We start from the raw sequence: 19,996 nt of genomic DNA, 5'->3' as shown, positions 1-19,996 counted from the left end.
CCGCACGTGGCCGCCGAAACACCCCAGACCACGCAACCCAGCGGGTCCCCGGCAATCACCGGGGACCCGCCACTTTCACCCAGCCCTGCCTACAGGCCGTAAGCCTCCAGCAGCCGCAGCCAGACCTCGCTGATCGTCGGGAACGCGGGGACCGCGTGCCACAGGCGGTCGAGGGGAACTTCGCCCACGACGGCGATCGTCGCGGAGTGCAGCATTTCGGCGACGTCCTGGCCGACGAAGGTGACGCCCAGCACCACGCCGCGGTCGGTGTCGACGACCATGCGGGCCTTGCCGGTGTAGCCGTCGGCGGACAGCGCCGAGCCGGCGACCGCGATGTCGATGTCGACGACGCGGTCGGCCGAGCCCTCGCGGGCCTCTGTGAGGCCGACGGAGGCCACCTCGGGGTCGGTGAAGATGACCTGCGGCACGGCGTGGTGGTCGGCGGTCGCGCTGTAGCGGCTCCACGGCGCGGTGGAGATGTCCTCACCGCGGCCGCGCGCGGCGACGCTGTCGCCGGCCACGCGGGCGGCGTACTTGCCCTGGTGGGTCAGCAGCGCGCGGCCCGTCACGTCGCCGGCGGCGTAGAGCCAGCCACCGTCCACGGCGGACACGCGTCCGCTCTCGTCCACCTCGAGCGGGCCTTCCGTGGGCAGGCCGAGGACCTCAAGCCCGACGTTGCCGGTCGCGGGCACGCGGCCCGTGGCCAGCAGCAACTCGTCGACCACCAGGTCCTCGCCGCCAGTGAGCTTGAGCGAGGCGCCGCCGCCGTCCACAGCGGACACCTTGTCGATGCCCGAGCCGGTGTGCACGGTCACGCCGTCGGCGCGCAGGCCGGCGAGCACCAGGTCGCCCGCGAACTCCGGCAGCCGCGGCAGCGGGCGCTCGCCCGTGATGATCAGGTGCACCTGCGCACCCAGTCGCGCCCACGCCTGCGCCATCTCCACGCCGACGACGCCACCGCCCAGCACGCCGAGCCGCGCGGGCACGGCCGACGAGGACGTCGCGTCGCGCGAGCCCCACGGCTTGATCGTGTCGAGGCCGGGGATCGGCGGGTGGTGCGGCACGCTGCCGGTGCAGACGATCACGCCGTGGCGCGCGGTGAGCACCAGCCCGTCGGACAGCGTCACCTCCCGTTCACCGGAAATCCGACCGTGGCCGCGGATCGGCTCGACGCCGACCCCGCGCGCCCAGTCCACCTGGCCGTGGTCCTGCCCCTGCGGGTCGTCGCGGCCGGTGAACGAGTCCCGGCGGGCGAGTACTTGCGCCGGGTCGAGCGCGTCGCCGACCACCACCCCCGGCATGCGCTTGGCCGCGGCGAGCAGGTTCCCCGGGCGCAGCAACGCCTTGCTCGGAATGCACGCCCAGTACGAGCACTCACCGCCGAACAACTCGTGGTCGATGAGCGCCACCTTGAACCCGCCTCTGGCGGCGCGTTCCGCGGCGACTTCACCGACCGGGCCGGCCCCGAGCACCACGACGTCGAAAGTCTGTTCTGACATGGGTTCAGCGCACACCACCGCGCGGCTTCACGCAAGCCAGCCGTTATCCTCTTCCACGAGCTGCAAGAAATCGGCGATACCGGGTGACCGGGTCGTCGCCGTGCCGATTGCACGCACGACCACGATCGAGCACGGAGGGCTTTCGCATGGCCAAGAACACCGCCGTCCACGTGTTGGACGACCTCACCGGCGAACCCGCCGCCGAGACGGTGGGCTTCGGCCTCGACGGGCTCGACTACGAGATCGACCTCTCCGCCCACAACGCCGCGGCACTGCGGGAAATCTTCGATCCGTATGTGACGAACGGCCGTCGGACGGGTGGGCGCAAGCAGCGACCGCGGATGGTGGCGGGGGCGAAAGCCGTGGAACCACAGGAAGTTCCGCCGAAGGCCAAGCCCGCCAGGCGCGCCGCCGCAGCGGTGAAGACGCCGGCCCGCCCGGCCAAGCAGGCCGAACCGGCGCCGAAGACCACGCGGGCCAAGCAGGCTCAGCCGGTGAAAAACGCGACCGCGGACCCGAAAGCCGTGGTGAAGACCACTGAGCCGAAGCCGGCCCGACGTCCGGTGAAGAAGATCCCCGCCGTCACGTTCTCCGCCGGCGAATAGCGCTCACCGGCGCTGTTTGCCGTCCGCGTGCCAGCCGTCGTAGTGGTAGCGCGTGTCCAGCAACACGCGCTGCCGCTCGAGCTCCGCGTCCGTCGGCGGCCGCGGCACGAGCGGGCCGAGCAGCCCGGCGGCGGCGGCGCGCACCACCGACTCCACCTCGCCTTCGGCCGGGCGCACGCCGTGGTCGACCAGCGCGGCGACCTTGCTGCGGTGCGAGTCGAGCGGCTTCGGGTCCGGCGGCGGCCCGGTGAGGTAGGCGCCGACGCGCGCGGCATCGGTGTCGATCAGCAGCGTCGAGTGAGCCAGCAGCCCGTTCTTGGTCCGGAACACCGCGAACCCGCACAGCTTCGCATCACCCACGAACAGGCCGCGCTCACCGAGCCGCGGCGGCAGGCCGAGCTTCTCGACGGCCGCCGACATCACCAGCCCGAGCATCTCCAGAGGCCGGTCGGCCGGGCCGGGCAGCACGAGCGTGACGTTGAGGTTGCCCGGGTCGTGGAACACCGTGCCGCCACCACTGGCCCGGCGCAGCACCGGCACGCCGTCACGTTCGCACTCGGCCACGCGCACCTCGCGCGCCACCTTCTGCCCGCGGCCGACGACCACGCTCACGGGATTGCGCCAGAGCCACAGCACCGGCGCGGCCGGGCCTTCCCGCAGCAGCGCCTCGTCGAACGCCAGGTTCTCCGCCGGGTCGCTGAACTCCGCACGCACGTCCGACACGGTGTCCACAGCGCTCCTCCGCGACCTCGCCCGCCGAAGATCCGGCGTCCCCGAAGAACAGGCTGGTCGACGAGATCGTAGCTCCCGGGCGTCGGCTCTCGGCTAGGCGGACGGACGCCAGTGCGGCACGCCGACGAGGATCATCCGCAGGCGCTTGCGGGCCAGCTCCAACGTGCGTTCGTCGGCTTCGCGGTCGCCGTGGCGGACGTCGAGCAGGTCGACGACCGTCGCGAGCATGGCCGTGACAATGAGGTCGGCCAGCGCGTGGAGGTCTTCAGTGGGCCACTCACGCAGGTGGTCGAAGCGGGCGAGGTCGATGGCCAGGTCGCTGGAGAACAGCCGCAGCTCCACGCCGATGGCGCGCGCCACCGGGCCGGTGCCGGCATAGCGCTCGCGCGTGACGAATCGGAAGTGGTCCTCGTGCGCTCGCACGTGCTCGTACAGCGTGCGCACGGACGCGTCGATCATGCCGTGGTGGCTCACGGGCTCGGTGCGAGCGGAGCGGATCATGCCGCGCAGCGTGCGCGTGGTCTCCTCGACCAGCGCGACGCCGAGCTCGTCCATCGAGGTGAAGTGCCGGTAGAACGCGGTGGGCACGATGCCCGCGTGCTTGGTGACCTCACGCAGCGACAGGCTGCCGAACCCGCGGTCGGCGAGCAGCTCCAGTGCGGCGTCGAGCAGCGCCTGGCGGGTGCGCTGCTTGCGCTCCTGCCGGCTCACCGCCGCCGGCATCTCCGCTTGGGACACGTCCGGCAGCGTACTGACCCCTTCAGGATGGTCCACGTCACATCACCTCGCTCCCGCGTTGACAGCCACCCGGGCCGTGCCCCCACACTAGCGAGTGTACAGATGTGCACTCAAACTCGGAGGGCGTGATGACAGCTTTGCTCCCGCAGCGGCTGCGCGGGCTCGCCTCGCTCGCCGAGGCCCTGCTCACCCCGCACGGCGCCGACCGCTACCTGGAACTACTCGATCCGATGCTGGTCCGGCGCGAGATCCGCGGCCGCGTCGTCGACGTCCGGCACCAGACGCCGGACACGGTCACGTTCACCGTCCGCCCGAACCGCGCGTGGCAGGGCTTCGAGGCCGGGCAGTACGTGCGCCTGACCGTGGAGATCGACGGCGTCCGGCGCACCCGCTGCTACTCGCCGTGCGGGCCGGGTGGCGGCGACCTCGAGTTCACCGTGAAGGCCGATCCGCAGGGCCTCGTGTCGCGCCACCTGCACGCCACCACTCGCGTCGGGACGGTCTTCGGGCTCTCCGCCGCGGGCGGGGAGTTCACACTGCCCTCGCCGCGGCCGGAGCGGATCGTGCTGGTCAGCGGCGGCAGCGGCATCACGCCGGTGCTCGCGATGGCGCACCGGCTCGTCGCCGAGGGGCACCGCGGCGAGGTCGTGTTCCTGCACTACGCCAACGCCGCCGACGACGTGCTCTACCGCGCCGAGCTGGCCGGGCTCGCCCAGCGCCACCGCGGGTTCCGGGTGGTCCACGCGTACACCCACGGCCGGGGCGGCGACCTGCACGGGTTCTTCTCGAAGCAGCACCTGGAGCGGGCCGCGCCGTGGTTCCGCGACGCCGAGACGTTCGTCTGCGGCCCGAAACCGCTCATGGACTCGGCCCGCGAACTGTTCGAGGCTGAAGGCCTCGGTGAACGACTGCACACCGAAGAATTCACGGCACCACCGTTGGTCTTCGACACGAGCGCGGCCGAGGGCACCGTGCGGTTCGCGCGCAGCGGCCGGGAATGCGCCAACTCGGGCATGCCGCTGCTGGAGCAGGCCGAGGCCGCGGGCCTGTCGCCGGAGCACGGGTGCCGCATGGGCATCTGCTTTTCCTGCACCCAGGTGAAGACCGCCGGGCGCGTGCGCAACGCCCGCACCGGCGAGGTCTCCGGCGAAGCGAACGAAGAGATCCAGCTCTGCATCAGCGTCCCGGTCGGGGACGTCGAGATCAACGCCTGAGCGTCGGCGTGACGCACACCATGCCCCGCCCGATCGCGACGCCCGACCGGGTGCGGGTGTCCCGCAAGACACAGGAGGTACGCCATGACAGGACTTCAGGACCGCCTCACGCCGGAGCAGATCAAGGAGTTCGGCCGCGAGCTCGACGCGCTGCGCCGGCGCGTCGTCGACGACCTCGGCGAGGCCGACGTCGAGTACATCCGCACGATCATCAAGACCCAGCGCGGGCTGGAGGTCGCCGGGCGGGGGCTGCTGTTCGCCGGCTTCCTGCCGCCCGCCTGGGTCGCCGGCGTCGCGGCGCTGTCGCTGGCCAAGATCCTCGACAACATGGAGATCGGCCACAACGTGATGCACGGCCAGTACGACTGGACGCGGATCCCGGAGCTGAGCTCGCAGCGCTTCGAATGGGACAACGTCGCGCCCGCCGAGAACTGGCGGCATTCCCACAACTACCTGCACCACACGTTCACGAACATCCTCGACAAGGACCGTGACATCGGTTACGGCATCCTGCGGATGGACGCGGCCCAGAAGTGGCACCCGTACTACCTCGGCAACCCCGTGTACGCGACGCTGCTGGCCCTGCTGTTCCAGTGGGGCGTGATGCTGCACGACCTCGAAATCGAGCGGGTTTTCAAGGGCGAGCGCACGTGGGCAGAAAACGTGCCGGTGCTGCGCAAGATCGTGCGCAAGGCCGCGCGCCAGATCGGCAAGGACTACGTGCTCTTCCCGCTGCTGACGGGCCCGCTCGCGCCGCTGACGCTGGTCGGCAACGCGAGCGCGAACCTCGTGCGCAACCTGTGGGCGTTCGCGATCATCTTCTGCGGCCACTTCCCCGCCGACGTCGAGAGCTTCTCCCAGGAAGAGACCGATTTCGAGTCGCGGGGCCAGTGGTACCTGCGCCAGATCCTCGGCTCGGCCAACATCACCGGCGGCCCGCTGTTCCACATCCTTTCGGGGAACCTCTCGCACCAGATCGAGCACCACCTGTTCCCCGACATCCCGGCGCGGCGCTACCCCCAGATCGCGGCCGAGGTTCGCGAGATCTGCGAGCGTTACGGCCTGCCGTACAACACCGGGCCGCTGCGCAAGCAGCTGTGGTCGGTGGCCAAGAAGATCGTGAAGCTGGCGCTTCCCGGAACGCCTTCGGGCGGCCCGGAGGTTACGGTGGATCCCGACCGGCAACTCCGAGCAGCCTGAGGAACCTCACATGGTGGGTCAGTTCGAAAGCGGCAAGGACACGGTGCAGGAGCTCACGGAATCCGCGGCCACCCACATCGGGGCGATCGCGACGATCATCACCGGCGCCGTACGCGACATCGCGCGCGAAACCGGCAGCTGGCTCACCGACGTGATCGAGATGAGCGAAGCCTCGCAACGAGCCCGCGAGGACAACGCCCGTGGCCACACCGCTCACCCAGCCGAGCAGCGTCCCGAAGAACACTGACGTGCCGGGCCGGGCGGGGGAAATCCCCCACCCGGTCCAGGGCGAACCCGGTGGTCGGCCGGCCTTGTGGCGGGCAGACTTCGGGGCATGACTTCTCGGGCCGCGGACGCGCGCACGCCGCGGCGCGGGTGGTGGCCCGGGCCGCCGCTGCAGACGCGGGCGGAAGCGGCGTGGCTGGTGGCGGCCGGGGTGCTGTCGCCGCTCGCGCTCGTCGTCGTGCTCGCCGGGCTCGCGATCGGCGTCGCCTTGAGCCCGCTCGGGCTGGGGCTGCTGGTGCTGGCGGGGGTCGTGCGAGGATGCGGCTGCTCGGGGGCTTGCACCGGCGGCTGGCGGGCGTGTTGCTCGACGCACCGCTGCGCGCACCGGCGCCGGTGACCCTGCGGCCCGGGCTGTGGCACTGGCTGGTCGCGCGGCTCGGCGACCGGCACGCATGGCGTGCGGGTGCGTACCTCGTGCTTCGCGTCCCGATCTCGTTCGCCGGGTTCGCCGTGGCCGGGTCGCTCCTGGTGTTCGGCGTCGCGGCGGCGAGCTACCCGGCGTTGTGGTTCTTCACGCGCGACGTGCTGCCGGTCTACAACATCGTCAGCCGCACGTGGCCGGGCACGGTGCTGTGGGCGGTCGGCGGTGTGATCGCGCTGGCCGCCCTGCCGTGGGTCGTGCACGCGCTGGCGCTCCTCGATCGGCAGCTCGGGCGGCTGCTGCTGTCCGGGCCCGGGCTGTTGCAGCGCCTGCGGTTCCTGGAGGAGACGCGGGCGACGGCGCTCGAGGACGCGGCGCAGCGGTTGCGCCGCATCGAACGCGACCTGCACGACGGGGCCCAGGCGCAGCTCGTCGCGATGGCGATGAAACTGGGACTGGCCAAGGAAGAGCTGGCCACGGACACCGTCGACCTCGACCAGGTGCGCACACTCGTCGAGACCGCGCACGGCAACGCCAAGCAGGCTCTGGTGGAGCTGCGCGACCTCGCGCGCGGCATCCACCCGGCCGCGCTGGACAAGGGACTCGACGTCGCACTGTCCACTGTGGCCAGTTCAGCCGGGATGACCGCGACGGTGTCCGTGCGGCTGGGCCGCCGCCCGCCGCCGTCGCTGGAGGCAGTGGTGTACTTCGCGGCCGCGGAGCTGATGACGAACGTGGCGAAACACTCAGGAAAGCCTTGCACCGTCCGGATCGACGAGCACGACGACGTACTGCGTCTGACCGTCACCGACCCCGGTCCCGGTGGCGCGGCGGTGGTGCCCGGCGGCGGGCTGGCCGGGATCGCGGAGCGGCTGCGGCCGGTGGACGGCGAGCTGACCGTGGCGAGCCCGCCCGGCGGCCCGACCGTGGTCACGGCCGAAGTCCCCCTGCCTCGCTAGGCTGGCGGCAGGGGGACGCATGCGGATCGTGATCGCCGAGGACTCGACCATCCTGCGCCAGGGCCTGGTCGAGCTGCTGGGCCTGCGCGGCCACGACGTCGTCGCGGCGGTGAAGGACGCCGCGGAGCTGCGAGCGGCCGTGCGCGCGCACCGGCCCGACGTGTCCGTGGTCGACATCCGCATGCCGCCTTCGCACACCGACGAGGGCCTGCGCGCGGCGATCGAGCTGGGCGAGGAGCTGGCCGGCTGCGCCATCCTGCTGTTCTCGCAGTACGTGGAGACGAAGTACGCCAAGCAGCTGCTCGCCGACCAGGCGGGCGCCGTCGGCTACCTGCTGAAAGATCGCGTCGCGGAGGTCTCCGACTTCCTCGACGCGCTGCGCCGAGTCGCGGCCGGCGAGACGGTGCTGGACCCCGAAGTCGTGCGCCAGCTCTTCGCCGCCACCGGCCGGTCGGGCCCGCTCGCGGAGCTGACCGCCCGCGAACGCGAAGTGCTCGACCTGATGGCGCAGGGCCGGTCCAACTCCGCCATCGCCGCGGACCTGTTCCTCTCGGCGGGCTCCGTGGAGAAGTACGTGACGAGCATCTTCGCCAAGCTGGGCCTGCCGCCGTCGGAGGGCCACAACCGCCGGGTGCTGGCGGTGCTCCGCTACCTGGGTGTCTGAGACGCTGTCGGTATGTACTCCACCGAGCTCGAAGTGCACACGGGCAACACCGCCGTGGTGCACGACCTGACCCACGAGGCCGAGCAGTTCCTGCGCGACGCCGACGCCACCGACGGCCTGCTGCACGTCTGGGTACCGCACGCGACGGCCGGCCTCGCGATCCTCGAGACCGGCGCCGGCAGCGACGACGACCTGCTCGCCGCACTGGAGGACATCCTCCCCCGCGACGCGCGCTGGCGGCACCGCCACGGCAGCCCGGGCCACGGCCGCGACCACGTGCTGCCGGCGCTGGTACCGCCGTACGCGACGATCCCCGTGCTGGGCGGCGTGCTCGCGCTGGGCACCTGGCAGTCGATCTGCCTCGTCGACACCAACGTCGACAACGCCGTGCGCAAGATTCGCTTCAGTTTTCTTTGCGGCTGACTTGTCTGCCCCGCCTGTGTCGTTGGCCCCGGCGGAGCCGGGGCGGCGAGATCGCCATTGAGCCGGCTTCCGGATGGGGCGCTCGGATCGGCCGGGGGTCGATCGCACCGCCCCATCCCGAAGCCGACGCGAACTCGCTGGTGGGCGCCTCGGCAGGGTGAGATGGGTGGCGGCGCCGGATATCAGCCGGTCGCGACCTCGATGCGCCGTGCCGTGGGCTGCGGTTCGGGTGGCTCGGGCCGCGGGCGGCGCGGCCAGAGTGCCAGGGCCAGGCCGACCGCGAGCAGCCCGGTCAGGGTCCAGAAGCCCGTCGTCACGTCCGGGGCGTCCGGTACGCCCTGCAGCAGGCTGCGCAGGCCTTCGGTCGAGAAGCGGAACGGCGTCCACGACCACAGCAGCGCGCGGTAGGCCGGATTGAGCAACTCGGGCACCTGCCCGGCCACCGCGGGCGCCACGAGGCACAGGTGCGCCAGGATGGCCAGGGCTCGCAGACCGAGCAGCCGCAGCAGACCGGCTTGCAGCGCGGCGAACGAGATGACCGTGAGGAACAGGAAGCCGAGCACGTCCCAGGTCAGCGGCAACGTCGAGTCCCACAGGGCGGCGAAGCCCACGAGCACGCCCGTCACCAGCACGCCACTGCCCAGCACCTGCGCCAGGCGAACCGGAACACTGACGCGCCGGCCGGCGCTGAGCCGCACCAGGACGGCACCGGCGACGAGCGAGCCCAGCCACGCGAGCGCGCTGGCGGCCGGCGGCACGATCCGGCCCGCGACGCTCGCCGGGTGCAGCATTTCGAGCCGCGGCTCGCCGGGCAGCCACCGGGCCGCACCCGCGAGAACCTGCTGCGCCACCTGCGTGCCTGCCGGGTTCACCGCGCCGGAGAGCACGACGGTGGCGGCCGGGCCAGGACGGAGCTCCAGGACTCCGTAGACCTCCTTGTCCGCCAACACGTTCCGGGCCACGGCCGGATCGGCGACGCGCCAGTCGAGCTGCGTGCCGCCGTAGGAGGTGATCTGGCGCGCCAGCCCGGCCACCGGTGGGGGCGCCGAAACGGCGACGGGCACGCGATCGGGCGCGACCGTGGCCTGCGCCCCGAAGGTCAGGACCCCAGCACCACAGCGGCGAGCGCACCCGCCAGCACCGCGACCAGGGCGAACGCACCCACGGGGCGTCGGGCAGCAGCCGGCATGACCGCCTCCCAGCAATTCTTCCTATGTTGAATTATGACCAATGAAGTCGCGCCCTCCAGAAAGTCAACAGACGTTGAATACTTCCGCCGGTACCCTCACGGCCGTGACGACGACGCACGCGCACCGGCTGGTGCTCTGGGACATCGACCACACGCTCGTGGACCTCACGGGCGTCGGCAGCAGCTGGTACGCCACGGCGCTCACGGCCATGGGCACCGAGCTGCGCACCCACCCCGACTACGGCGGGCGCACCGAGCGTGCGATCACCGCCGACATCCTCACCACGCACGGCATCGAGGCGACCGAGGAGAACATCCAGCGCCTCTGGAGCGAGCTGATCGCCGTGGCCGACGAGGCCCGCGCCACGCTGCACGAGGCCGGCCGGGCGCTCGACGGCGCGGCGGCGGCGCTGGCCGCGATGGCCGGCCACGGCGCCGTGCAGACGCTCGTCACCGGCAACCTGCCGGAGATCTCGCTGCACAAGCTCGCCGCGTTCGGCCTCGACGAGCACCTGGAGCTCGAGATCGGTGGGTACGGCTCGCTCTCGGCGCACCGGCCCGACCTCGTCCCCCACGCCGTGGCCGCGGCGGCCGCCAAGCACGGCACGGCGTTCGCGCCCGGCGACATCGTGGTGATCGGCGATACCCCGAACGACGTGAAGGCCGCCCTCGACAACGGTGCCGTCGCGGTCGCCGTCGCCACCGGGCACTACAGCGCCGAAGAGCTCGCGGCCTCGGGTGCCCACACGGTGCTGCCCGATCTCGCCGACCTCGACTCGGTGCGCAAGGCCGTGCTCGGCTGAGCGGCCCAACCCCTGTTTTCGCCCCGCACGGGGGTTTCGGCGCGCGCCCAGGCCGCCGTGCGGGATCCCGCCGCTGCTCGGGCAGTGTTCCCTGAGCCCGCATCCGCCATCGGGTCAAGGTTTTCCCTCCGGGGTAAGGATGTCGCCTTGAGGCCCGGACGCAAGACTCGGATCAAGACGACCGCATCGCCGGCGGCGGGGACCGCCCGCGGTGCCGGCGCGGGCGACGCGGGCGGGCGGCCGGAAGGCCGAGACGCGAGCGGTTCGCCGTGCTCTGGCGCCGCCTTCCGTTCACCACCACCGTCGTGCTCGCGATCCTCGTTGCCGGGGTCGCGAGCGGCAGGCACGCTGTGGCAAGCCGCCGAGCACCAGCCGTCCTTCGCCTACTACTCCTTCGGTTTGCCGTCGCTGGAACACAGCCGCTGGTGGACGCCGGCGACCGGCCCGTTCTTCGCGCTGCGCCGCTGTTCTATCTGCCGATGGCCCGCACTTTCGCGCTGCTGACAGGGTTCGCGGAGTGGCAGCTCGGCACGCGCCGCACGACCCTGGTGACCGTCGGCGGGCAACTGGCCGCGGCGGCGATCCAGTTCCTCGCGCTGTGCCGCCATTGCGGCTGGACGTGGGCCGCGCACATCGCGACCGCCCTCGACGTCGGCTTCTCCGGCGGCACCCTCCCGGCCATCGCCGTGGCCAGCGCGACGCCGCGCGCCGTGGCGGCTGCGGCTGCGCGCCGGGCTGTGTGGGTCCGCGGGCGTCACCACCGTGTACGTCGGCACGCTCGCGGATCTCGTGCACTTCTTCGCGCTGGTGCCGGCCCTGCGCTCGGCCCCCGGTTGGCCGGCAAGGCGCGGCTGCGCGAACCGGTGCGGTCGGACGTGCGCGAGTGGCGCCTCCTGGCGGGCGCGGGACTGCTGCTGCTCACCGTGGCCGTAGTGGTCATGTGGCTCGTTCCCGGCGAGGGCCCGTTCGGCCCGGCCGACGCGGTTTCCCCGTCGGCACCGGAGGTTCTCGTCACGGGTGTGCTCGTGGTGCCGATGCTCAACGGCCTGCGCCGCGGCTCGCGCGTCGCGTGGCGCTGGGCCGTGGGCCGTGTGTGTTCGCGGTGTCGCAGGTGCTCGTGGTGAGCGGGGTGCCGGCCGTGGCGCAGCTCGTGCGTGCCGAGTACGACAGCCACGGGCTATCGCTTCTCTTCGTGGCCGATCTCTTGTGGACGGTCGAGCTGGTGCTGCTGATCGCGGCGAGCGGCGCGTTCCGCGTGCCCTCACGCCGGCGTCGCCGCAAGCCGCTGCGCGGCGGACCGGACGGCAGTTTCGCCCGGCTTCTGCTGGGGCGCAACGGAGGTAGCACGATCGCGTGGATGACGACGTGGCCGCAGAACGCGTACTCCGTCGCCTCCGATGGCGCGTCCCGGCAGATGTGCGACAACTCCGGTCTGGTGCTGTGCGTTTCTCTGCGACGGCCGCCACCGTCGGCGTGACGCGCGAGCCGGACTGGCAGCAGGTGCAGGTCGCGGAGGACACGCTCGTCGATCTCGAGAACCTGGAGTTCCGCGGGACAGCCGGGCAGGACGTGCGTTCGGCGCTGATCAAGGCGCGCAAGGACGGCATCGAGTCACGGCTGGTGCGCCTGGTCGATCAGCCGCCGGCGATCCGCGAGCAGGTGCGCGTGCTGTCGCAGGAGTGGATCGGCGACAAGGGCCTGCCGGAGATGGGGTTCACGCTCGGCGGTGTCGCCGAGGCGATGGACCCGGCGACACGGTGGGGCTCGCGATCGACGCGTCGGGAACGGTCGAGGGCATCACGTCGTGGCTGCCGGTGCACACGGGCTCGGGCACCGTCGGCGGGTGGACGCTCGACGTGATGCGCCGCCGGCCGAGCGGGTTCTGACCCGGTGATGGAGTTCTTGATCACCTCGGCGTGCCTGGCGTTGCGCGAGGAGGGCACGTGGTTCGTCTCGCTCCCCGGCGCGCCGCTCGTGCGCAGCCGTGGCTCCGCGCCGGCGCGTGCGGTGGACCGGGTGCTCGACGCGGTGGGCGCGCGGATGGAGCCGTACTGCTGGTTGCGCTCGCTGCACGCGGTCAACGCGAAGTTCCAGCGCGGCGCGAGCCGCTGTACCTGGGCTACCACGACGAGGCCGACCTGCCGCGCATCGGCCTCGCGCTCGGGCGTGCGTACCTGCAAAGGGCTGGGCTGACGGACTTCGCGAAGCTGGCGTTGCGGCGTCAGCGCGTGGTCGGCGGCGGAGTGGTCGTGGACCGGTCGGCCGCCGGCACGCCGCGGTAGCTCCGCAGCAGGCGGACGACGTCGGCGCGGCTGGTGGCGTCGTCGGTGTAGACGAGAAGCACCACGGATTGCGTCGCGGTGGCCAAGGCGAGCGCGCCGACGGTGACGTGCTTCTGGGTGCAGGCGCCGGTGCCGTCCTGGGTGACGTCGGCGAGCACCACCCGGGCGGGACGGGTTGTGCCTTCGAGCTGCACGGTCGCGTCCTGCGCCGGCGCGTACGTCACCTTCGCGCCCGGGTCGTAGACACTGCCGACGAGGTCGCCGACGGCTTTGCGCGCGGCGGCTTCGGCGTTGCCGCCGTCTTCCGTCGTGACCCCGGACCCGCCGTGGCGGCTGTCGCTGCCGCAGTAGCCGCGGCCCACGGACGCCGTGGTGCTGAGCAGGATCCCCGGCGAGGTCGCCGTGCCGTCCCAGCCGTGGACCACGCCGGGTTCGGGAGTCCAGCTCGGCGGGACGTCGTAGGCGAAGCTGCCGTCGCGCGCGGCCACGGAGGACCAGCCGTCGACCACCGCGGGCACGACGACGTGCGGTTCGGGCCGGAAGGTGACCGGGCCCCGCGGCGACGGGCTCGCCGGGTGGTGACGGGCGGCACCGAAGAAGTTCACCGCGGCCACCCCGAGGGCGATCACGGCCACGAGGATCCACAGCGCCCGCGACGGCCGCCGCTTCAACCGCGTGGGTGGACGGCGCGGCGGCCGGATGCGCTGGGGCTCCGCGCGCGGCGCGTGCCCGGTGACGGCGGGATCCTCGGCGTACCAAGGAGTTCCGTCGGCCTTTTCGCTGTGCGCCGACCGCGGATCGCGCCCCGGTTCGGCCACCGGCTCGGCGGCGGGCGGCCCGGAAACCGGGGAGCCCGTGCCGTAGCCGGCGGCCGGGAAGCCGGGTGCGTCAGCGGGTTCGTACCCGCCGACGCCGGTGAGGGCGGCGTTGTCCTCGTAGCCGCCGTCGTCCTCGCGGCCGGAGCGGCCGAAGAGCCCCACCGGTATGCGCCGTCAGGAGCGGATGAGCTTGACCAGGTGGCCGACGACGGAGTCGACCGGGATCTCCTCGCGCTCGCCGGTGCGGCGGTCCTTGACCTCGACCAGCCCGTTGGCCAGGCCACGCCCGACCACGAGGATCGTGGGCACACCCACCAGCTCCGCGTCGGCGAACTTCACGCCCGGGGTGGCCTTGCGGTCGTCGAACAGCACGTCGACGCCGGCCGCGTCGAGCTCGGCAACGAGCTTCTCCGCACCCGCCGCGATGGTCTCGTCCTTGCCGGCGACGACCACGTGCACGTCGTAGGGCGACACCTCGCGCGGCCAGACCAGGCCGGACGTGTCGTGGTTCTGCTCGGCGAGCACGGCGACCAGCCGCGAGACGCCGACGCCGTAGGAGCCCATCGTGATGCGGATCGGCTTCGAGTCGGGGCCGAGGGCGTCGAGCTCGAACGCGTTGGTGTACTTGCGGCCCAGCTGGAAGATGTGGCCGATCTCGATGCCGCGCGCGGCGACGAGGGTGCCGTGGCCGTCGGGCGAAGCGTCGCCCTCGCGGACCTCGGCGGCCTCGATCGTGCCGTCGGGCGTGAAGTCGCGGCCCGCCACGAGGTCGAGCACGTGGTGGCCGTCCTGGTCGGCGCCGGTCACCCACGCGGTTCCGGTGACCACGCGCGGGTCGACGAGGTAGCGGACGCCGTTCTCCTTCAGCGCCTTCGGGCCGATGTAGCCCTTGACGAGGAACGGGTTCTTCGCGAAGTCCGCGTCCTCCAGCAGCTCGACTTCGGCGGGCTCGAGCGACGCTTCGAGGCGCTTCATGTCGACCTCGCGGTCGCCCGGCAGCCCGACGCCCAGGAGCTCCCACTCCTTCGCGCCCGGCTGGCGGACCTTCAACATCACGTTCTTGAGCGTGTCGGCCGCGGTGAACTCGCGGCCGAGGCCGGCGGCGTTGAAGAACGCCACGAGCGACTCGATGGTCGGCGTGTTCGGCGTGGCGTGCACCTGCGCGGCGGGCAGGCCCTCGATCGGGCGCTCGGCCGGCGCGGGCGTGACCACGGCCTCGACGTTGGCCGCGTAGCCGGACTCCGTGCTGCGCACGTAGGTGTCCTCGCCCGTCTCGGCGACGGCGAGGAACTCCTCCGACGCCGAGCCACCCATCGCGCCCGACGTCGCGGCGACCACCACGTACTCGAGGCCGAGGCGGTCGAACAGCTTGGTGTAGGCGGCGCGGTGCGCCTGGTAGGAGCGCTCCAGGCCCTCGTCGTCGAGGTCGAAGGAGTAGGAGTCCTTCATCACGAACTCGCGTCCGCGCAGGATGCCGGCGCGGGGACGCGCTTCGTCGCGGTACTTCGTCTGGATCTGGTACAGCGTGACCGGGTAGTCCTTGTACGAGCTGTACTCGCCCTTCACGGTGAGCGCGAACAGCTCCTCGTGCGTCGGGCCGAGCAGGTAGTCGGCGCCCCGGCGGTCCTTGAGGCGGAAGAGGTTGTCGCCGTACTCGGTCCAGCGGCCGGTGGCCTCGTAGGGCTCACGCGGCAGCAGCGCGGGGAACTGGATCTCCTGCGCGCCGATCGCGTTCATCTCCTCGCGCACGACCTGCTCGACGCGGCGGAGCACCCGCAGGCCCAGCGGCAGCCACGAGTAACCACCCGGGGCGACCCGGCGGACGTAGCCGGCACGCACCAGCAGCCGGTGGCTGGGTACCTCGGCGTCCGCCGGATCCTCGCGCAAGGTGCGGAGGAACAACGACGACATCCTGGTGATCACGGTGGACTCCCTGCACTGAGAGACTGAGAAGCTGAGCGGGCGATGAGCGGGGTTTGACCGACACAGCGTAGTCAACCGCCGCACGCCCACTCCACCCGGTTATCGCGTGGTCGGAGTTTTGTCGGTGCCCCGGGCTAGCGTCGGCGGCATGGCACTCGAACTTGGCATGATCACCATCGACTGCGCGGACCCCCGGGTCCTCGCGGACTTCTGGACGCAGGCGCTCGGGGTCGCGGTCGAAGCGGACTACGGGCCGTTCGTGATGCTCGCGCGCCCCGGCGGCGGCGGGCCCGCGCTGGCCTTCCAGCAGGTCCCCGAGCCACGCACAGTCAAGAACCGCGTGCACATCGACTTCTCCGCGCCCGACCGCGAGGCGGAGGTGAAACGCCTTGTCGGGCTGGGTGCGAGCGAGCAGGAGCGGCACGCGCAGCCTGGCATCGAGTGGACGGTGCTGGCCGATCCGGAGGGCAACGTGTTCTGCGTGGCGCAGGCGGGCGCGCACTGAGGCCGGCGGCGCTAGGTTGGCGGGCATGAGCGCGCGAGTTCTCCTGCCCTGGACCGACATCGAGCTGCCCGCCGGGCTGGCCGCCGCGTACTACGACGGCGTCACCCCGCCCGGCGACGACCTGTCCGGCGTGGAGTTCTACGTGCTGCCCTACGACGCGGGGCGCGAGCCGCCGAAGCTGATCGGGAAGCTGCCTTCGCTGCGTGCGGTGCAGGCGCTCTCGGCCGGGGTCGAGGCGCTGGTGCCGCTGGTGCCCGAGGGCGTCGTGCTGGCCAACGGCCGAGGTCTGCACGATCTCAGCGTGGCCGAGCATGCGCTGGCGCTGATCCACGCGGCTCAGCGGGACCTGCCGCGCTGGTTCGCGCAGCAGACCACCGGATCGTGGGAGCGCGAGCACACGCGTTCGCTCGCCGACAGCCGCATGCTGCTCGTGGGCTACGGCTCCATCGGCCACGCGATCGAGCGGCAGCTGCTGGCGGCCGAGGCAATGGTCACTCGGGTGGCGAGCCACGCGCGCGAGGACGTGCACGGCATCGCCGAGCTGCCCGAGCTGCTGCCATCGGCCGACATCGTGGTCCTGATCCTGCCCGAAACCGAGGCCACGAGGGGGCTGCTCGGCGCCCACGAGCTCGCGTTGCTGCCCGAGGGCGCGTTGGTCGTGAACGTCGGGCGCGGCTCCGCGATCGACACCGCCGCGCTGCTCGCCGAAACGACCACCGGCCGGTTGCGGGCCGCACTCGACGTCGTGGACCCCGAACCGCTGCCGGCCGATCATCCACTGTGGAGGGTGCCGGGCGTGGTGGTCACGCCGCACGTCGCCGGCGGTTCGGCGTCGTTCTACCCGCGCGCGAAGAAGCTCGTGGCCGGGCAGCTGCGCCGCTTCGTGGCCGGGGAACCGCTGCTGAACGTCGTCGAATAGCGCTTCAGATCGGCAGCACGTAGCCGTAGTAGGTGTCGGCGATCTCGTAGCCGCAGCGTTCGTAGATGCCGACGGCGCTGTGGGCGTTGTCGGTGTCGACGGACAGGGCCGAGCGCTCGAACCCGGCGTCGCGGGCGTGGGCCAGCGTGTGGCCGAGCAGCGCCGTCGCCACGCCGCGGCCGCGCAGCTCCGACCGCGTGCCGACGTAGTCGACGTACAGCTCGCGCACGCCGGTGCCCGCGAAGTCGGCCGGGTGGAACGCGCTGAGCACGAACCCGATCACTGCGTCGTGCGCCGGGGTCAGGAGCAGGAACGACAGGTCGCCGCGGAAGTCCTTCGCGCCCGTGATGCGGTGGCGCCAGGCTTCGGGCGACAGCTCGGCGCTGCCCCAGTGGCCGGAGAAGGTCGCGTTGCGGGCCACGCGGGTGAGGTCGTCGTAGCGCTCGTCGAACGCGACCACCTCGTACTCGGCCGGCAGCGGTCGCGCGGGCGGCAGCGCGCTCAGGTCGGCACGCATCTCGACGAACGACCGCGCGCGCCGGAACCCCGCCCGGACCAGCGCGTCGAGGTACCAGTGCTCGTTCTCGTGCGCGCCCGCGTGCAGCTCCAGCGGAGCCTCGGGGAAGGCGCGCTCGTGCACGCGTTTGCCGGCGTCGAGGAACCACGTGGTGAGGTGCGCGGCGACGTCGGCCGTGCGGAACTCGGGGTGCGTCATCGCCTCGACGCGCGGCATGTGCACCGGGTCGGCGGTGTCGCGGCGGCGGATGGCCGCGTAGCTCACCAGGCGGTCGCCGGCCCACCCGCCGGTGCTGGCGAGCGCGAGGTCGAGCTCGGGCCCCCGCATCTCCTCGCGCAGGTCGGCGGCGGTGTAGTGCTCGCCGGTGCGGTCCACCTCCTCGGCGGCCGCGAACACGGTCGCGAGCTGCTCCGCGTCGCCGAGGGTGAGCGGGCGCCAGGTGAGCTCCATGACCTCAGCGTAGGTGGGCGGTGAACAGCGGTGCACCCCGATTACCCTCGTCGTGTGCTGGTGCTCCTTCCTCCTTCCGAGACGAAGGCCGACGGCGGCAAGGGCGCGCCGCTCGACCTCGAGACGCTGTCCTTCCCCGAGCTCAACCCCGTGCGGGCCAAGCTCGCCGACGCGCTCGTCGAGCTAGCGCAAGACGTCCCCGCGAGCCTCGCCGCGCTCGGCATCTCCGAGCGCCAGCGCCACGAGGTCGCGCGCAACGGGAGCCTGTGGACCTCGCCGACGCTGCCCGCGCTGCGCCGCTACACCGGCGTGCTCTACGACGCGCTCGACATCGGCAGCTTCACCCGCGCCGGCCTGGAGAAGGCCCACCGCCGCCTGGCCGTCACGTCTTCGCTGTTCGGGGTGGTCTCGGCCACCGACCCGATCCCCGCGTACCGCCTCTCGGGCGGCAACAGCGTGCCGGCGCTGGGCACCGTGCGCAGTCTGTGGAAGCCCGCGCTGGAACCGGTGCTGCAGGACATCGAGGGGCTCATGGTCGACCTGCGCTCGGGCACGTACTCGGCGTTCGCGAAGCTGCGCCCCGGCGCGGTGACCGTGCGCGTGGTCACGGAGGACGCCGCCGGCAACCGCACCACGGTGAGCCACTTCAACAAGGCCTACAAGGGCCGCCTCGCCGCCGTGCTCGCGACCTCGCGCACCGAACCATCCACTGTGGACGAACTGGTGAAGGTGATCACCAAGGCCGGTCTCACGGTGGAGCGCACCGGCGACTACTCCTTGGAACTGCTGACCGACGACTGATCTTTTGTGCTGAGCCTCAGCCGAACCGCGAAGGCGAGCACGACATCAGCAGATCCGCCGGCAGGTCTTCGCCGAGGACGAGCGCGGCGATGAGCTTGCCCGCGTACGGTGCCAGCGTCAGCCCCGCCGGGCCGAACCCCGTGGCCAGGAACAGCCCCGGCGCGGCCTGCCCGAGCAACGGCAGCGTGTCCGGCGTCGCCGGACGGAAACCCACGCGGGTCTCGGCGAGCGTCGCGTCGGCCAGGCCCGGCGCGACGGCCAGCGCCTGGTCGAGCACTTCGCGCTGCCCGGCGGCCGTCACGCGGTAGTCGAAGCCGGAGTCCGTCTCGCGCGTCGCGCCCGCCACGACCCGGCCGCCCGCGAAAGACAGCAGGTAGTGGCTCGACCGCGGCAGCACCACGGGCCACGCGGACGTGTCCGTGTCCGGCAGGTCCAAGTGGCTGATCTGCCCGCGTTGCGGCGCCACCGGCACGGCGATCCCGAGCGGTTCGGCCAGCTCCGCAGACCACGCGCCCGCGGCGAGCACCACGGCGTCGCCGGTCAGCTCCTCGTCGCCGGCGCGCACGCGGGAGCCGGACAACAGCGTTGCCTCCGCCGCCACGAACCGCGCGCCCCGCTGCTCCGCGGCGGCCACGAGCGCCGCCCGCATCACGCGGCCGTCGACCCGGCCGGCACCGGACAGGTGCACAGCGGACAGCTCGGGCGCCAGCGGTGGGAACAGCTCGCGCGCCTGCGCTGGATCCAGCCGCCGCACCGCGCCCGCCCCGGGTGCGTCCGCGACCCTCTCGACCAGCCGCCCGTAGGCCTCGTCGAGCTCGGCCGCATCCGCCGAGACGACCATCCCGCCGACGACCTCGAACGACGCGTCCAGCCCCTGCTCACGCAACGCCGCGGCCAGCTCCGGGTAGTACGCCCCGGCGGCGGCCGCGAGCGGGTAGATTGCGCTGTCCCACCGCGAGGTCCAGGGGCTCACGATCCCCGCGCCCGCGTCCGTCGCGGCGCCGGACAGCCCGGCGTCCACCACCACGACGTCGGCCCCGCTGCTCACGAGGTGGTAGGCCGTGGCTGCTCCGGCGATCCCGCCGCCCATCACGATCACGCGCATGCTT

At 72.4% G+C, this 19,996-nt stretch carries 21 protein-coding genes and 2 pseudogenes; 15 read left to right on the top strand and 8 right to left on the bottom strand.

Annotated elements, in window-relative coordinates; translation table 11 throughout:
* Positions 1–89: 89 nt before the first annotated feature.
* The gene (locus AB0F91_RS22680) at positions 90–1,499 is read right to left on the bottom strand and encodes an NAD(P)/FAD-dependent oxidoreductase (protein ID WP_360600136.1); all 1,410 of its coding nucleotides are present in this window, start codon (positions 1,497–1,499) and stop codon (positions 90–92) included.
* 146 nt (positions 1,500–1,645) lie between these two features.
* Here AB0F91_RS22680 and AB0F91_RS22675 point away from each other — a divergent pair, with 146 nt between their 5' ends.
* Positions 1,646–2,104: an Lsr2 family protein gene (locus AB0F91_RS22675; RefSeq protein ID WP_360600134.1), complete on the top strand. Its 459-nt coding sequence runs from the start codon at positions 1,646–1,648 to the stop codon at positions 2,102–2,104.
* Positions 2,105–2,107: 3 nt separating this feature from the next.
* On the opposite strand, the gene AB0F91_RS22670 is transcribed toward AB0F91_RS22675, so the two are convergent.
* Complete coding sequence (locus AB0F91_RS22670) at positions 2,108–2,836, bottom strand: lipoate--protein ligase family protein (protein WP_360600132.1); 729 nt, start codon at positions 2,834–2,836, stop codon at positions 2,108–2,110.
* A gap of 93 nt (positions 2,837–2,929) precedes the next feature.
* The gene (locus AB0F91_RS22665; RefSeq protein WP_360600212.1) at positions 2,930–3,559 is read right to left on the bottom strand and encodes a TetR family transcriptional regulator; all 630 of its coding nucleotides are present in this window, start codon (positions 3,557–3,559) and stop codon (positions 2,930–2,932) included.
* A gap of 143 nt (positions 3,560–3,702) precedes the next feature.
* On the opposite strand from AB0F91_RS22665, the gene AB0F91_RS22660 reads away from it, so the two are divergent.
* The 7 genes from AB0F91_RS22660 (at position 3,703) to AB0F91_RS22630 (ending at position 8,680) form a co-directional block, all read left to right on the top strand.
* Positions 3,703–4,788, top strand: coding sequence for an FAD-binding oxidoreductase (locus AB0F91_RS22660; RefSeq protein WP_360600130.1), 1,086 nt, complete (start codon positions 3,703–3,705; stop codon positions 4,786–4,788).
* Positions 4,789–4,872: 84 nt separating this feature from the next.
* Positions 4,873–5,988, top strand: a complete 1,116-nt coding sequence (locus AB0F91_RS22655) for an acyl-CoA desaturase (protein ID WP_360600128.1) — start codon at positions 4,873–4,875, stop codon at positions 5,986–5,988.
* 10 nt (positions 5,989–5,998) lie between these two features.
* Complete coding sequence (locus AB0F91_RS22650; protein WP_360600126.1) at positions 5,999–6,235, top strand: hypothetical protein; 237 nt, start codon at positions 5,999–6,001, stop codon at positions 6,233–6,235.
* A gap of 87 nt (positions 6,236–6,322) precedes the next feature.
* Positions 6,323–6,610 carry a hypothetical protein gene (locus AB0F91_RS22645; protein ID WP_360600124.1) on the top strand — a complete coding sequence of 96 codons (288 nt, stop codon included), beginning with the start codon at positions 6,323–6,325 and terminating at the stop codon, positions 6,608–6,610.
* The gene (locus AB0F91_RS22640; RefSeq protein WP_360600122.1) at positions 6,532–7,593 is read left to right on the top strand and encodes a sensor domain-containing protein; all 1,062 of its coding nucleotides are present in this window, start codon (positions 6,532–6,534) and stop codon (positions 7,591–7,593) included. The genes AB0F91_RS22645 and AB0F91_RS22640 overlap by 79 nt, the downstream gene beginning before the upstream one ends.
* A gap of 19 nt (positions 7,594–7,612) precedes the next feature.
* A complete protein-coding gene (locus AB0F91_RS22635) occupies positions 7,613–8,257 on the top strand; it encodes a response regulator transcription factor (protein ID WP_360600120.1) in 645 nt (214 codons plus the stop codon).
* 12 nt (positions 8,258–8,269) lie between these two features.
* The gene (locus tag AB0F91_RS22630) at positions 8,270–8,680 is read left to right on the top strand and encodes a secondary thiamine-phosphate synthase enzyme YjbQ (protein WP_360600118.1); all 411 of its coding nucleotides are present in this window, start codon (positions 8,270–8,272) and stop codon (positions 8,678–8,680) included.
* Between the two features lie 182 nt (positions 8,681–8,862).
* Here the strand turns inward: AB0F91_RS22630 and AB0F91_RS22625 are convergent.
* Positions 8,863–9,869 (bottom strand): annotated as a pseudogene (locus AB0F91_RS22625) (ABC transporter permease).
* Between the two features lie 131 nt (positions 9,870–10,000).
* On the opposite strand from AB0F91_RS22625, the gene AB0F91_RS22620 reads away from it, so the two are divergent.
* The 4 genes and pseudogenes from AB0F91_RS22620 to AB0F91_RS22605 all read left to right on the top strand — a co-directional run bounded on the left by AB0F91_RS22620 (position 10,001) and on the right by AB0F91_RS22605 (position 12,865).
* Positions 10,001–10,672, top strand: a complete 672-nt coding sequence (locus tag AB0F91_RS22620) for a haloacid dehalogenase-like hydrolase (protein WP_360600210.1) — start codon at positions 10,001–10,003, stop codon at positions 10,670–10,672.
* Between the two features lie 479 nt (positions 10,673–11,151).
* Positions 11,152–11,796, top strand: coding sequence for a hypothetical protein (locus AB0F91_RS22615; RefSeq protein WP_360600116.1), 645 nt, complete (start codon positions 11,152–11,154; stop codon positions 11,794–11,796).
* Complete coding sequence (locus tag AB0F91_RS22610) at positions 11,793–12,149, top strand: hypothetical protein (RefSeq protein WP_360600114.1); 357 nt, start codon at positions 11,793–11,795, stop codon at positions 12,147–12,149. The genes AB0F91_RS22615 and AB0F91_RS22610 overlap by 4 nt, the downstream gene beginning before the upstream one ends.
* Positions 12,038–12,865, top strand: a pseudogene (locus AB0F91_RS22605) (phosphatidylglycerol lysyltransferase domain-containing protein). The gene AB0F91_RS22610 and the pseudogene AB0F91_RS22605 overlap by 112 nt, the downstream one beginning before the upstream one ends.
* 28 nt (positions 12,866–12,893) lie before the next feature.
* On the opposite strand, the gene AB0F91_RS22600 reads toward AB0F91_RS22605, so the two are convergent.
* Entirely contained in the window at positions 12,894–13,934 is a 1,041-nt protein-coding gene (locus tag AB0F91_RS22600; protein ID WP_360600112.1) for a hypothetical protein, read from the bottom strand.
* 12 nt (positions 13,935–13,946) lie between these two features.
* The gene (locus tag AB0F91_RS22595; RefSeq protein WP_360600110.1) at positions 13,947–15,695 is read right to left on the bottom strand and encodes a proline--tRNA ligase; all 1,749 of its coding nucleotides are present in this window, start codon (positions 15,693–15,695) and stop codon (positions 13,947–13,949) included.
* Positions 15,696–15,843: 148 nt separating this feature from the next.
* Between AB0F91_RS22595 and AB0F91_RS22590 the strand changes: the two genes are divergently transcribed.
* Positions 15,844–16,200 (top strand): VOC family protein, encoded by a 357-nt coding sequence (locus AB0F91_RS22590; RefSeq protein WP_285969414.1) that lies wholly within the window; start codon positions 15,844–15,846, stop codon positions 16,198–16,200.
* 25 nt (positions 16,201–16,225) lie between these two features.
* Complete coding sequence (locus AB0F91_RS22585; protein WP_360600107.1) at positions 16,226–17,119, top strand: 2-hydroxyacid dehydrogenase; 894 nt, start codon at positions 16,226–16,228, stop codon at positions 17,117–17,119.
* 4 nt (positions 17,120–17,123) lie between these two features.
* On the opposite strand, the gene AB0F91_RS22580 is transcribed toward AB0F91_RS22585, so the two are convergent.
* Positions 17,124–18,086 (bottom strand): GNAT family N-acetyltransferase, encoded by a 963-nt coding sequence (locus AB0F91_RS22580; protein ID WP_360600105.1) that lies wholly within the window; start codon positions 18,084–18,086, stop codon positions 17,124–17,126.
* A gap of 54 nt (positions 18,087–18,140) precedes the next feature.
* Between AB0F91_RS22580 and yaaA the strand changes: the two genes are divergently transcribed.
* Complete coding sequence (yaaA, locus tag AB0F91_RS22575; RefSeq protein ID WP_360600103.1) at positions 18,141–18,887, top strand: peroxide stress protein YaaA; 747 nt, start codon at positions 18,141–18,143, stop codon at positions 18,885–18,887.
* A gap of 16 nt (positions 18,888–18,903) precedes the next feature.
* Here the strand turns inward: yaaA and AB0F91_RS22570 are convergent, their stop codons facing one another.
* Positions 18,904–19,992 (bottom strand): FAD-dependent oxidoreductase, encoded by a 1,089-nt coding sequence (locus AB0F91_RS22570; RefSeq protein WP_360600101.1) that lies wholly within the window; start codon positions 19,990–19,992, stop codon positions 18,904–18,906.
* Positions 19,993–19,996: the final 4 nt, after the last annotated feature.

Source organism: Amycolatopsis sp. NPDC023774, from assembly GCF_040639695.1.
Lineage (GTDB): Bacteria > Actinomycetota > Actinomycetes > Mycobacteriales > Pseudonocardiaceae > Amycolatopsis.
This window is presented reverse-complemented; position numbering and strand designations above follow the sequence as displayed.

Bases quoted from the DNA above. Each gene is read 5' to 3' on its own strand.
- AB0F91_RS22680 (WP_360600136.1), bottom strand. From the start codon at position 1,499: ATGTCAGAACAGACTTTCGACGTCGTGGTGCTCGGGGCCGGCCCGGTC.
- AB0F91_RS22675 (WP_360600134.1), top strand. From the start codon at position 1,646: ATGGCCAAGAACACCGCCGTCCACGTGTTGGACGACCTCACCGGCGAA.
- AB0F91_RS22665 (WP_360600212.1), bottom strand. From the start codon at position 3,559: ATGCCGGCGGCGGTGAGCCGGCAGGAGCGCAAGCAGCGCACCCGCCAG.
- AB0F91_RS22660 (WP_360600130.1), top strand. From the start codon at position 3,703: ATGACAGCTTTGCTCCCGCAGCGGCTGCGCGGGCTCGCCTCGCTCGCC.
- AB0F91_RS22655 (WP_360600128.1), top strand. From the start codon at position 4,873: ATGACAGGACTTCAGGACCGCCTCACGCCGGAGCAGATCAAGGAGTTC.
- AB0F91_RS22650 (WP_360600126.1), top strand. From the start codon at position 5,999: ATGGTGGGTCAGTTCGAAAGCGGCAAGGACACGGTGCAGGAGCTCACG.
- AB0F91_RS22645 (WP_360600124.1), top strand. From the start codon at position 6,323: ATGACTTCTCGGGCCGCGGACGCGCGCACGCCGCGGCGCGGGTGGTGG.
- AB0F91_RS22640 (WP_360600122.1), top strand. From the start codon at position 6,532: ATGCGGCTGCTCGGGGGCTTGCACCGGCGGCTGGCGGGCGTGTTGCTC.
- AB0F91_RS22635 (WP_360600120.1), top strand. From the start codon at position 7,613: ATGCGGATCGTGATCGCCGAGGACTCGACCATCCTGCGCCAGGGCCTG.
- AB0F91_RS22630 (WP_360600118.1), top strand. From the start codon at position 8,270: ATGTACTCCACCGAGCTCGAAGTGCACACGGGCAACACCGCCGTGGTG.
- AB0F91_RS22615 (WP_360600116.1), top strand. From the start codon at position 11,152: ATGGCCCGCACTTTCGCGCTGCTGACAGGGTTCGCGGAGTGGCAGCTC.
- AB0F91_RS22590 (WP_285969414.1), top strand. From the start codon at position 15,844: ATGGCACTCGAACTTGGCATGATCACCATCGACTGCGCGGACCCCCGG.
- AB0F91_RS22585 (WP_360600107.1), top strand. From the start codon at position 16,226: ATGAGCGCGCGAGTTCTCCTGCCCTGGACCGACATCGAGCTGCCCGCC.
- AB0F91_RS22580 (WP_360600105.1), bottom strand. From the start codon at position 18,086: ATGGAGCTCACCTGGCGCCCGCTCACCCTCGGCGACGCGGAGCAGCTC.
- AB0F91_RS22570 (WP_360600101.1), bottom strand. From the start codon at position 19,992: ATGCGCGTGATCGTGATGGGCGGCGGGATCGCCGGAGCAGCCACGGCC.